The following is an 11,520-nucleotide window of genomic DNA, read 5'->3' as shown; positions in this document are numbered from 1 at the left end:
CGGGCGCGTTCGTCCGCGGCCGCCGAGCGCTGCGCGGCGACGAGGAGCCTCGTGGACAGCTCCAGGTGCCGGGTCAGGGCCGTGGTCGCGCGCCCAGTAACGAGGAATGCTGACCGGAGCGGAGCAGTCAATGCAGGACGACCTCAGCCGGCAACGTTTTGCCGTCTTCTATCAGGAGCAGTTTCCGCTGGTCGTGAATTACCTTCTCAAGTTCGGGGCGGACCGCGCCGAGGCGGAGGACGCCGTGCAGAGTGCGATGGAACTCCTGTTGCGGCGCGCCGACGATGTCCGGTCCCCGGCGGCGTGGGTCCGGGTCGTTGCCCGCAACGTCTGGATGCGGGCGATGCGCCGGCAGGCGATGGCGATCCCGGCCGGAGTCGCGGCCGAGCAGGTCGAACCGGGCGCCGTGCGGTACGCGTCCAACCTCGATCCCGCGGACGTCATGCGACGGGTCGACGAGCAGCAGGATGCCGCGCGCATGATCAGGCTGCTGCCGCGAACCCAGCGCGAGGTGCTCGCGATGGTGATCAACGGCTACCGGCCCGCCGAGATCGCCGAGATCATGGGCAAGAACTCCGCGGCGGTCCGCTCGAATCTCACCCTTGCCCGTCGCCGGCTGGGCCGGCTGCTCGCGGAACGCCATGGCATGCAGCTCGACCTGGAACCTGCCGCCTAGAAGCTGGGCCCGCCAACCCGACCTTCTCTTTGCCCGGAGCGCGGGATGGCGGGCCCCCTCAAGACACGACAACGCCGCGCCTCGCTTCGGCGCCGAGCAGCAACTGGCTGCCGGCGCATCATCAAGATGAGGCCGCTGCCCACCCCAACGTCAAATACTGTGAGGCAGGTCACATGCACCGCTTTCGCGACACACGCGGCCGATGCTCGTGAACGACCACGCCAGCTTCGCGGCCCTGAACCGCGGCAGACAGCACGAACCCGGCCACTTCGCCGACTCCTCGGACTTCGACGTGTTCGTCAGGTCCTGCTACGACGACGCGGTGGAACTGCTGTGCATGACCGGTGCGGAGCCCGACGACGCCGCGGATGCGGTGGGCAACGCGCTCGCGTCCATCTACACGGCCGGTCTCGTCGATGCGTCCCTGCCGTTCCTCGACGCCCTGTCGTTGACGTTTCTCCTGCGTGCCCGGCTGCAAGGCGCCGCCCTCCGCGGCCGGTTGCGGCCGGCGGCCGGCGGTTCCCGGTCGCCGTACGACACTGCCGACGGACTCCGGGCGCTCCTCGACGAGCTGTACGCCGACGAGCGCGCACTCGTCGAAGCGGTCTACGAACGACTTGCCGACCACCACATCGTGGCGCTGTTCGAGGCCCCGACAGTTGAGGTGTGCAACAGGCTGGCCCGTTGGTGGACCCGTTCGTCCGTGCCCGGACGAGCCGGCGAAGGTGTGGGTGGCAATGACGTCGGCTGACCGCCACGAACGGTCGCCGGAGGTCGAACGGCTCCTCGAAGGGCTGCGGAAGCGCCGCGGCCGCAAGCCCGCTCCGGCGCCCGACATCCAGGCCAGACTGGCCGCGATCAAACGGGCCGCCGAGGCCGCCAGCTGGGAGGAGGCCTCGCTCGCCGCTGCCGACGCCACGATGCGGCGGGCCGCCAAGGCGGCCGAGGAGTTGCGCGAACACGCGAAGCAGAGCGAGACCACCCACAACGTCGGTGCCCGGCACGTCCGCACGCCGACGGGCCCGGGGAATCGGCCCGCCGGCGGACACGGAACTCCCGCGCACGTGTCCCGGCACAACGCCGACAGTCACGCACCCCGTCACCACTTCGACCGCACGTTGCAACGGGCCGCGGCCGAGCGGGCCCGGCTGCTGGTGTTGTCGGCGACCGAGGCCGAGGTCGAGCGGCGGCGCATCATCGACGAGACGCACGTCCAGGTCCAGCAGGTCGCCGAGGACCTGCGGCGCGAGACGCACGCGCACGTCCAGTGGGCGTGGCTCAGCTGCCAACTCGACCGGTGGGCGGTCCTGGTGGGGTCGGCGATGTCGAACGGTGCCGCCGACGGTGTGCCGGCGCCAGCGCTCGACCCGCCCGGGCTGCCGATCGGCAACGGTCCCGGATTCGGCGGGTCCGCGCGATCCGAGCTCACCCGGCGGCAGCCGTCCAACGATCCCAGCACGAAGTACTGGGTGGAACTGGTCCAGTGTGTCGTGCTGGCCGCGGGCTACAGCCAGAGTCCCGCCGAGATGACGGGCCGCACGTTCGAGGAGGTGCTCGACACCGCCGATGGTCTCGACAACTTCAACTCAGATCTGCGTGGCTGGTTGCAGCACCGGTGGTACCGGCCTCCGGGACGCTGACCGCCCGGCGGTGGTTGTGGGGTTCCGGTCACCATGGCGGCACGACCGGCCACGCGGGCTTCAGCTGCCCGCCGGCAGAAAACGTGGCGGAGGCACGCAACCGATCGCCCGGGTGGTGCGGACCTATAGGCGAAGGGGGGCGCCATGCCGAGGGTTGAGGACGCCAGCGCCGCGGAGTTCGAGGAGTACTTCGCGGCTCGCCGGGACGTGGTCCGCCGGGCCGCGTACCTGCTGTGCGGCGACTGGTACTGGGCCGACGACCTCACCCAGATCGCGTTCGTACGGCTGGCGGCCGGCTGGCACAAGATCCGGGACCGGGCCGCGCTGGACGCGTTCGTGCGTACCTGCCTGGTCCGGGCCTACCTGGACGAGACCCGCAGGGTGTGGCGGCGCCGCGAACACAGCCACGCGGAGCTGCCCGACCTGGGCACGACGGACGACAGCGCGGAGGCGACCACGCGCCGGGTCGTGTTCGCCGCGGCGCTGCGGCAGCTCGCCCCGCGCCAGCGGGCCGCCCTCGTCTGCCGCTTCTACCAGGGGCTCGACGTCGCCGAGACCGCCGACGTGCTCGGCTGCTCGCAAGGCACGGTCAAGAGCCAGACCGCGCGGGCGCTGGCCCGCTTACGGACGCTGCTGGACGATCCGCTCCCCGAGTCCGGGATGCGGCCGCTCATCGCCCTGGAGGGAACGTCGTGACCGACCTCGCGGACCTGCTGGACGATCTCGCCCGGACCCCCGCCCCGGCGAGCCGCCTGCGCCCCGGCGACATGTACGCGGCGGGCCGACGCCGGCACCGCCGGACGGTCACCGCGATGGTGACCGCCGCCGGCGCGGCCGTGGTCACCCTGGTGGCCGGGGTCGCGTTCGCCACCCTCGACAGGAGCCCCGGCCCGGTCCAGCATGAGCCGCAGCCGGGGCAGACGGGCCAGCCCGCCCCGACCGAGCCCGCCCCGACCGAGGCCGCGCGCGACTACCACGGCGCGGTCGCCGCCGCCGCGGCGAGCGATCCCGACCACCTGTACGCGGTGGTGCTGGACTGCGGGACCGCCACCACCTCGCCGCCGGACTGGTACAGCTGCCAGCGCGACCTGCTGGCATCCGGCGACGCGGGCAGGACGTGGCAGATGCGCAACCGCGACTTCGGCTCCTTCGATTCGATCCGGCTCACCGCGCTGCCCGGCGGCGTCCTCGTGGCGCGGGCCGAGAAGCTGATCTCGGGCGGTGCGCTGCCCGCGTCCGGTGGCTACGTGAGCGTCGACGGCGGGCGGACCTGGAAGGTGGTCGAGCTGCAGGACGCTCCGGTGTCGCAACTGGCCGCCGGTGGATGGGTCGAATGGTCCTGGGATGCGACCGCCGGCATCTGGGCCGGCGACCCCGGGCTCGCGCGCTACACCCTGATGGCCGACCCGCCGGCGCTCAAGTTCACCGGGACGGCGGTGCGGAACGCGGTGGGTGGTGCGTGGTGGCTCGACGGCGTCGACCCCGCAACGGGGCAGCCGGCGGTGGCGATCAGCGTCGACGCCGGACGGAACTGGTCGACGCACGTGTTCACCGACATCCCGGTCGCCGAGAACTCGGGCTACAGCGTGGGGTCCGCGACCCTGGACGGCCGCACGGGGTACGTGGTCTCGATGACCGGGCACGGCATCGACGGCGGCGGACGGGTGTGGGTGCACCGCACCACCGACGGCGGGAAGACCTGGCAGCAGGTGGAGCACGGCGGCACCGCGCCCTGGTCGTACGGCGGCGGCCTCTCCTACCTCACCCCCGACGGCGGGCACGTGATCGTGAACCTGGGGGGCCGCGACGGCAGACGCTCCTTCTCGATCAGCCGGGACGGCGCCCGCTACACCCAGGTGACCCTGGCCGGCCTGCCGGAGGACGACCTCGCCGAGCTGCCCCGACCTGTCCCCGGCGGCGGTTATCTCGCCAGTACCATCGACGCCGTCTACGTGTCCTCCGACGGCCTGCAGTGGCGCCGGATCGTGCCGCACGCGGCGTGACACCGCCCTATTCGGCGGCGAGCTTCTCCAGAGCGGGCAGGAGGTCCACGGGGGACGGCCGGTCGAGAGCGGCCCGGCGCAGGGCAGCGGCGTCCCGCTGGTACGCGACGTCCTGCAGCAGCGCCGCCACCGCGGCCTGGATCGTCTCCACCGTCGCGATGTGTCCCGGCAGGTGCCGGCCCGCGCCGGAGGAGGCGATCCGTTCGGCGAGGCGGGACTGTTCGCTGGCGAACGTGATGGCCAGTTGCGGGGTGCCGGTCACCATGGCGGTCATGGCGCTGCCCGCGCCGCCGTGGTGGATGACCGCGTCGCAGTCGGGCAGCAGCGCGTACAGAGGGCAGCGCTCCAGGAGGCGCACCGTCGCAGGGACCGGGCCGAGGGCCTCGGCGTCCTCGCGGGTCGCGGTGAGCACCGTCTCCACGCCGAGGCTGGTCAGGGCGGCGACGATCGCGGGCAGGGCGTAGGAGTGCGGGCCGGTCATCGTGCTCAGGGCCGTGGACCACGTGACGCAGACCCGTGGTCTGCCCGGGGTCCGCGGCAGCCGGCCCGGGGGCACGCCCGGCCCGTTGTAGGGCACGTAGCGCACCGGCAGGCGCTGCCCGCGGACCGGTGCGGCCACCGCGGCAGGGCAGGGGTCGAGCACGTGCCGGATCAGGTCGGGGCCGAACGGACCGAAACCGTGGCGGGGGAAGGAATCGCCGAGGTCGTCGGGCAGGATCCGCACCGGTGCCGGCTCGTGGGTACCCACCGGACCCCAGAGGGCGAGCACCGCCGGTACACCTGCCACCAATGCGGCAAGAAGACCTTCTGTGCTGACAGGGTCATGCACGACGAGGTCCGGCCGCCATTCGCGGGCGAACTCCACGGCGGTGTCATGACCGGCCGCGGACGCCGCGGCGAACCGGGCACCGTCGGTGCGCAGGTAGTCCCCGAGGTCGAATTCGTCCAGTGTGGACATTGCCGCGCCGGTGACCGGGTGCAGCGGCGTCCACGGATACGGCCACTGCCCGGCGCGGGCCTCACGCACGTAGGAGAGCCGGTTGTGCACCGCGACCTCCACCCCGCCCAGCACCGGCACCGGCGGCAGCCCGGCGCCGGCCACCGCGGCGGTCTGCGACGGCATGCACAGCACCCGCAGCTCGTGCCCGGCGGCCTGCAGGGCCCAGCCGAGCGGCACCATCGAGGAGTAGTGGGTCGGCCAGGACGAGACGGAGAACAGCACGCGCACCCGCCCAGGATGCCGCCGCGGCCTTGTCGCGGGCGGGACACGGCGCAAGAACCCGGGAAACCCCCAGACTTCGAGTGCATCGGGAGCCGACCGATCTTTCCGTGTTGGATAGTGACCGTCGTCCCGGCCGCTCGAAATCAGGAGTCGCGATGCCTGAACCGCTCGCCACCCTCACGGGTGTCGCACCGGCCGACTGGCGCCGTCCCGTGCGCCCGCGCGTCGGGCACATCGAGTTCCTCAACTGCGTGCCGCTGTTCTGGGGCCTCGCCCGCACCGGCAGCCTGCTCGACCTCGACCTGCGCCGGGACAGCCCCGACGGGCTCAGCGACGCCCTCACCGCCGGCGACCTGGACATCGGGCCGATCAGCCTGATGGAGTTCCTGAAGCACGCCGACGACCTCGTCGCCCTGCCCGACATCGCCGTGGGCAGCGACGGTCCCGTGATGTCGTGCCTCATCGTGAGCAAGGTGCCGCTCGACCAGCTCGACGGCGCGCCGCTCGCGCTCGGCTCGACCAGCCGCACCTCGATCCGGCTGGCGGAGCTGCTGCTCAGTGACCTCGTCGGGGTGCGGCCGCGGTACTTCACTGCCCCGCCCGACCTCGACGTCATGCTGCGCGACGCGCCGGCGGCCGTGGTCATCGGCGACGTGGCGCTGCGCGCCGCGCTCACCGACGCGCAGCGGCTCGGTCTGCACGTCTACGACCTCGGCGAGATGTGGCGGGAGTGGACGGGCCTGCCGTTCGTCTTCGCGGTGTTCGCCGCCCGCCGCGACTTCGTGGCCCGCGAACCGTCGACGGTGCAGCGGGTGCACCGGGCGTTCCTCGCGTCGCGGGACCTGTCGCTGCTCGAGGTCGACGCCGTGTGCGAGCAGGCGGCCCGCTGGGAGCCGTTCGACGCGGCGGTCCTGCGCCGCTACTACATGACGGCGCTCGACTTCAGCCTCGGCGCGCGGCAGCTGGCCGGCATCGCCGAGTTCGCCCGCCGGGTCGGCGGGCGGGACGCCGGCTTCCCGCCGGACGTCGAGGTGCGCTTGCTGTCAACGCCGTGACCCACTTCCTGAAAGGCTCTGCCATGCCCGGATCTGCCAGCGCGGTGCTCGACCGAGCCGCCGCAGGCGAACGCATCACCCCCGAGGAGGCGCTGGACCTGTACCGCTCGGCGCCGCTGCACGCGCTCGGCGCGGCGGCCGACGCGGTGCGCCGCCGCCGGTACGCCGGTGTCGAGCACATCGCGACGTACATCATCGAGCGCAACATCAACTACACCAACGTCTGCGTGACGGCGTGCAAGTTCTGCGCCTTCTACGCCGCGCCGAAGAGCGACAAGACGTGGGAGCGCGACCTCACCGACATCCTGCGCCGCTGCGCGGAGACCGTCGAGCTCGGGGGCACCCAGATCATGTTCCAGGGCGGCCACCACCCGGACTACGGCGTCGAGTACTACGAGGGCATGTTCAAGGCCATCAAGGACGCGCACCCGTCGCTGGTCATCCACTCCCTCGGCGCGTCCGAGGTGCAGCACATGGCGAAGGTGTCCGGGGTCAGCCCGCAGGAGGCGATCCAGCGGATCAAGGCCGCCGGTCTCGACTCGTTCGCCGGCGCCGGCGCGGAGCTGCTGCCGGAGCGGGCCCGCACGGCGATCGCCCCGCTGAAGGAGAGCGGCGAGCGCTGGCTGGAGATCATGGAGATCGCGCACGGCCTCGGCGTCGAGTCGACCTGCACGATGCTCATGGGCACCGGCGAGACCAACGAGGAGCGCATCGAGCACCTCCGCATGGTCCGCGACGTGCAGGACCGCACCGGCGGCTTCCGGGCGTTCATCCCCTACACGTACCAGCCGGAGAACAACAAGCTGAAGGGCCAGACGCAGGCGACGTCGCTGGAGTACCTGCGGATGATCGCGATCGCCCGGCTGTTCTTCGACAACGTCGCGCACATCCAGGGCTCCTGGCTGACCACCGGCAAGGAGATCGGCCAGCTGTCGCTGCACTACGGCGCCGACGACCTCGGCTCGGTCATGCTGGAGGAGAACGTGGTCTCCTCCGCCGGCGCGAAGCACCGCTCCAACCTGCTGGAGATGATCCACCTGATCCGCGCGTCGGGCCGGGTGCCCGCCCAGCGCAGCACCACCTACGAGCACCTGCGGGTGCTGGAGGACCCGGCCGACGACCCCGCCGACGACCGCGTGGTGTCGCACCTGTCCTCGACCGCGGTCGAGGGCGGCGGTATCGGCGCGGTGGCGCCCCAGCGACTGTTGAAGGTGACACCGGTCGGATGAGCCGCGCGGGTGGCTGTCGCGGCGCCGGCGACCCGCCGGCGCCGACCCGGTCGGGAGGATGACATGCAGATCATCGGCAACGGGTTCCTGGCGAAGAACCTCGCCGCGGCGTTCGGCGACCGGTTCCCGGACGTGACGGCGCTGGCGGCGGGTGTCTCCAGCACCTCCGTCACCGACCCGGCCGAGTTCGACCGGGAGGCCGAGTCGCTCTACGCCGCGCTGCACCTGTGCGCGGCGCAGGGCCGGACGCTGCTGTACTTCTCGACCGCGTCGTTCGCGATGTACGGCCACACCGCCGCGCCGGCGACGGAGGACGGCCCGCTGTTCCCGCCGTCGGCGTACGGGCGGCACAAGCTCGCCCTGGAGGCCTGCGTGCGGGCGTCCGGGGTGCGCCACCTCGTCCTGCGGCTCAGTCACGTGGTCGGCCCGCACCAGCGGCCGCACCAGCTGCTCCCGGCGATCGTGCGGCAGGTCGGCACCGGCACCGTCACCGTGTACCGCGGGGCGCACCGCGACCTGCTCGACGCCCGCGACCTGATGCACGCCATCGACCGGCTGCTCCTCGCCGACGCCGGCGACCTCGTCGTCAACGTCGCCTCCGGCCGGCCGCTGCCCGTGGAGGAGATCGTCGACGGGATCGCCACGCGGCTGCGGGTGTCGCCGGACCGGGTATACCTGCCGGGCCCGTTCACGCGCACGGAGGTGTCCCTGGACCTCCTGCGCACGTTCGTGCCGGACTTCGCCCCCGGCGATCCCGGCTACCTCGACAAGCTCCTGGACCGCTACCTGGACCGCGCGGTGACGATCCCGACGCGCTGAACGCGCCACACGAACTGCGGGCCGGCCTCAGGGAAGGGGTGCCGGCCCGCTACCGTCCTCCGTCCGGTGCGGCCGGCGACAGCGGCGCGCGGTGGGCCGTGCCGGGCAGTGACCCCAGCGGCGGCACCGGCGGCGCCGCGAACACCGCGCCGGGCACCGGCGCGAACCACACCAGGACCGCCGCCAGCAGCACCGCGAGCAGCCTGCGGCGCGCAGGAGCAGGACGCGACGAACCCACCATGATGTGCCGTCCTCCCCCGAAGAGACGGTTGCCCTACCGGGCTGCCGAAGCGGGCCGGTAGGGCACTCATGGTGGAGGCTCGATTGCCTGGGTCAGCATGGCGCTGCCGGGCGGGTCAGTGGCGGCGGGAGGCGAACTCGCGGATCGAGGAGACCATGTAGTCGATCATCTCGGCGGTGACGCCCGGGAACACCCCGATCCAGAAGGTGCGCTCGGTGATGATGTCACTGTTCTCGAGGCTGCCGCTGACCCGGTACGGCTCGTTGCGGTATGCGGGCTGCCGGGCCAGGTTGCCGGCGAACAGCAGCCGGGTGCCGATGTTGCGCGACTGCAGGAAGTCCACCAGCGCCCGCCGCTCGAAGCCGGCGTCCGCGGTCAGGGTGATGACGAAACCGAACCAGCTCGGGTCGCTGCCCGGCGTCGCCTCCGGCAGCAGCAGGCCCGGCGTGCCGTCGAGACCGTCGCGCAGCCGGGACCAGTTGCGGCGGCGGGCGGCGACGAAGTCCTCGAGCTTGGTGAGCTGGGTCAGGCCCAGCGCCGCCTGGATGTCCGTCGCCTTCAGGTTGTAGCCGACGTGGGAGAAGATGTACTTGTGGTCGTAGCCGTACGGCAGATCGCCCATCTGGTAGTCGAACCGCTTGAGGCACTTGTTGTCCTGCCCCGGCTCGCACCAGCAGTCCCGGCCCCAGTCGCGCATCGACTCGGTGATCCGTGCCAGCTCCAGGCTGTCGGACAGGATGCAGCCGCCCTCACCCATCGTCAGGTGGTGCGCGGGGTAGAAGCTCACCGTCGAGTAGTCGCCGAACGTGCCGGTCGTCTTCCCCTGGTACGTCGACAGCACCGCGTCGCAGTTGTCCTCGACGAGGAACAGCCCGCGGTCCTTGCACAGCTGCCGGATCTCCGCGACGGGGAACGGGTTGCCCATCGTGTGCGCCATCATCACCATGCGGGTCTTCGGGCTCAGCGCCGCCTCGACCCGCTCGACCGTGGTGTTGTAGGTGCCGAGGTCGACGTCGACGAAGACCGGCACCAGGCCGTGCTGCAGCAGCGGGTTGACGGTCGTCGGGAAGCTCGCCGCGACGGTGATGACCTCGTCGCCGGGGCGCAGCCGCTGGTCGCCGAGCTCCGGCGCGGTCAGCGACGCGACCGCGAGGAGGTTGGCCGAGGAGCCGGAGTTCGTCAGGTGCGCCTTGCGCACGCCGATCGCCCGGGCGAAGAGCCGCTCGAAGCGCAGCGCGGTCGCCCCCGACGCGATCCGCATCTCCAGGGCCTGCTCCACCAGGGCGGCACGGTCGTCCTCGTCGAGGACCGCGCCGGACGGCATGATGTGCGTGACGCCGGGCACGAAGCCCTGCTCGGCCGCCGCCCGGTCGCGGTGGAGTTTGCGGGTCTGCTCCAGGATGAGCTGCTTGACGTCGTCAGCCATGCGTGGGTTCTCCATTCGCTGCAGAGCTTCGATGGGGGGCGGCCGCGCCACCGGTGCCGGCCGGCTGGAGCGCCGGCCGGTGTGCCCGGGCCTGCAGCCACAGTGCTGCGACCGCGTCAGCGAGCGGGCGGGTCGGCTCCCAGCGCAGGTCGCGCCGGGCGGTGCCGAGGTCGAGGGGAGTGGCGGTGACCCCCGCGTCGCGGCGTTCGCCGGGCGCGGTCTGGCCGGTGGGTCGGGCGGTGCCCCCGGCACACCGCAACAGCAGGTCCACGACGTCGGTGACGGCGGTCAGCCGTCCGCCGCCGATGTTGACGACCGCCGGCACCACGAGGGCCTCGGCGGCGCGCAGGACGGCGTCGCCGACGTCGCGGACGTCGACGAAGTCCCGGGCTCCGCGCAGCGGAGGCAGCTCGACGTCCGCCGGGTCCTCGGCGATCCGCCGGGCGATGCCGCCGAGCAGCCCTTCCGGAGGCGCCCACGGGCCGACGGCGGTGGAGATGCGCAGGACGACCGCGTCGAGGCGTCCCGCGTTGACGGCGGCGGCCACGGTACTGGTCCCGGCCAGCTTGGTCTGTGCGTAGCGGCTGACGGGGCGCGGGATGACGTCCTCGGTGAGCGGCATGCCGGGCGGCTGGTCGCCGTACTCGTATCCGGAGCCGATGTGCACGAGCCTGACCCTGCCGCCGGTGGTCCGCGGCGGCAGGTCGGCGACGGCGTCCACGAGCCGCTCGACGAGCACCACGTTGCCGTCGATCAGCTGCCGCTCGTCGGCCCCGGCGGCGCCCCACAGCGCGCCGGCGGCGTTGACGACGACGTCGGGCCAGGCCCGCAGCAGCGCGGCGGCGAGGTCCTCGAGCCGGTCGCGGACGGGGTCGATCCGCAGGGCCCGGCAGCCGGGGTCGAGTCGCGCGCCGGCGGTCGCAGGGTCGCGGACGGCGGCGGTGACCCGCCAGCCGGCCGCCAGCATCATCGTGCTGACGTTGCGCCCGACGAATCCCGTCGCCCCGAACACCACCGCGTGCGGCGCCGGGTCCCGGGTCGGTCCGGTCGTGTGCATGACGGCCTCCTCAGCGCCCCCGGTGGCCGCGGTGAGCACGGTGGCCGCGACGACGCCACCACCGTCCTGCCATCGTGCGGCAGACGAACGGGATCGGTGCCGCATACAAATCAAGTCTGGGGGTTTCCCCGGACTCGGGCCTGTTTCCGGTC

12 protein-coding genes are annotated in these 11,520 nt (G+C 72.6%); 8 read left to right on the top strand and 4 right to left on the bottom strand.

Translation table 11 applies throughout. The annotated features are described in order from the left end of the window. The first annotated feature begins 130 nt into the window (after positions 1-130). From ABZS58_RS39270 to ABZS58_RS39250, 5 genes are all read left to right on the top strand, one after another. Positions 131-676 carry an RNA polymerase sigma factor gene (locus tag ABZS58_RS39270; protein ID WP_354788665.1) on the top strand — a complete coding sequence of 182 codons (546 nt, stop codon included), beginning with the start codon at positions 131-133 and terminating at the stop codon, positions 674-676. 202 nt (positions 677-878) lie between these two features. Continuing rightward, positions 879-1,427: a hypothetical protein gene (locus ABZS58_RS39265; protein WP_354788664.1), complete on the top strand. Its 549-nt coding sequence runs from the start codon at positions 879-881 to the stop codon at positions 1,425-1,427. Beyond that, the gene (locus ABZS58_RS39260) at positions 1,414-2,316 is read left to right on the top strand and encodes a hypothetical protein (protein WP_354788663.1); all 903 of its coding nucleotides are present in this window, start codon (positions 1,414-1,416) and stop codon (positions 2,314-2,316) included. The genes ABZS58_RS39265 and ABZS58_RS39260 overlap by 14 nt, the downstream gene beginning before the upstream one ends. Before the next feature lie 144 nt (positions 2,317-2,460). Continuing rightward, positions 2,461-3,012 (top strand): SigE family RNA polymerase sigma factor, encoded by a 552-nt coding sequence (locus tag ABZS58_RS39255; RefSeq protein ID WP_354788661.1) that lies wholly within the window; start codon positions 2,461-2,463, stop codon positions 3,010-3,012. Next, on the top strand, positions 3,009-4,319 hold the full coding sequence (locus tag ABZS58_RS39250) for a hypothetical protein (RefSeq protein WP_354788659.1): 1,311 nt from the start codon (positions 3,009-3,011) through the stop codon (positions 4,317-4,319). Before ABZS58_RS39255 ends, ABZS58_RS39250 begins: the two co-directional genes overlap by 4 nt. A 7-nt stretch (positions 4,320-4,326) precedes the next feature. Here the strand turns inward: ABZS58_RS39250 and ABZS58_RS39245 are convergent, their stop codons facing one another. Further along, positions 4,327-5,547 carry a nucleotide disphospho-sugar-binding domain-containing protein gene (locus ABZS58_RS39245; RefSeq protein ID WP_354788658.1) on the bottom strand — a complete coding sequence of 407 codons (1,221 nt, stop codon included), beginning with the start codon at positions 5,545-5,547 and terminating at the stop codon, positions 4,327-4,329. 149 nt (positions 5,548-5,696) lie between these two features. On the opposite strand from ABZS58_RS39245, the gene ABZS58_RS39240 reads away from it, so the two are divergent. Genes ABZS58_RS39240 through ABZS58_RS39230 form a run of 3 tightly spaced genes read left to right on the top strand, consistent with a single transcriptional unit; the run spans position 5,697 to position 8,644 of the window. After that, positions 5,697-6,596, top strand: coding sequence for a menaquinone biosynthesis protein (locus ABZS58_RS39240; protein ID WP_354788657.1), 900 nt, complete (start codon positions 5,697-5,699; stop codon positions 6,594-6,596). A gap of 23 nt (positions 6,597-6,619) precedes the next feature. Then, positions 6,620-7,825, top strand: a complete 1,206-nt coding sequence (gene mqnC, locus ABZS58_RS39235) for a cyclic dehypoxanthinyl futalosine synthase (protein WP_354788656.1) — start codon at positions 6,620-6,622, stop codon at positions 7,823-7,825. A gap of 9 nt (positions 7,826-7,834) precedes the next feature. After that, positions 7,835-8,644 carry an SDR family oxidoreductase gene (locus tag ABZS58_RS39230; protein ID WP_354788655.1) on the top strand — a complete coding sequence of 270 codons (810 nt, stop codon included), beginning with the start codon at positions 7,835-7,837 and terminating at the stop codon, positions 8,642-8,644. 49 nt (positions 8,645-8,693) lie between these two features. Here ABZS58_RS39230 and ABZS58_RS39225 read toward each other — a convergent pair whose 3' ends face one another. The 3 genes from ABZS58_RS39225 to ABZS58_RS39215 all read right to left on the bottom strand — a co-directional run bounded on the left by ABZS58_RS39225 (position 8,694) and on the right by ABZS58_RS39215 (position 11,473). Further along, positions 8,694-8,885 (bottom strand): hypothetical protein, encoded by a 192-nt coding sequence (locus ABZS58_RS39225; protein ID WP_354788653.1) that lies wholly within the window; start codon positions 8,883-8,885, stop codon positions 8,694-8,696. Between the two features lie 115 nt (positions 8,886-9,000). After that, the gene (rfbH, locus tag ABZS58_RS39220) at positions 9,001-10,311 is read right to left on the bottom strand and encodes a lipopolysaccharide biosynthesis protein RfbH (protein ID WP_354788652.1); all 1,311 of its coding nucleotides are present in this window, start codon (positions 10,309-10,311) and stop codon (positions 9,001-9,003) included. Beyond that, positions 10,304-11,473 carry an NAD(P)-dependent oxidoreductase gene (locus ABZS58_RS39215; protein WP_354788651.1) on the bottom strand — a complete coding sequence of 390 codons (1,170 nt, stop codon included), beginning with the start codon at positions 11,471-11,473 and terminating at the stop codon, positions 10,304-10,306. The genes rfbH and ABZS58_RS39215 overlap by 8 nt, the downstream gene beginning before the upstream one ends. Between the last annotated feature and the right edge of the window lie 47 nt (positions 11,474-11,520).

Origin of the sequence: Dactylosporangium sp. NPDC005555 (assembly GCF_040605635.1) — a bacterium.
Taxonomy (GTDB): domain Bacteria; phylum Actinomycetota; class Actinomycetes; order Mycobacteriales; family Micromonosporaceae; genus Dactylosporangium.
The sequence above is the reverse complement of the archived record's forward strand: the minus strand, read 5'-3'. Positions and strand labels throughout refer to the sequence as shown.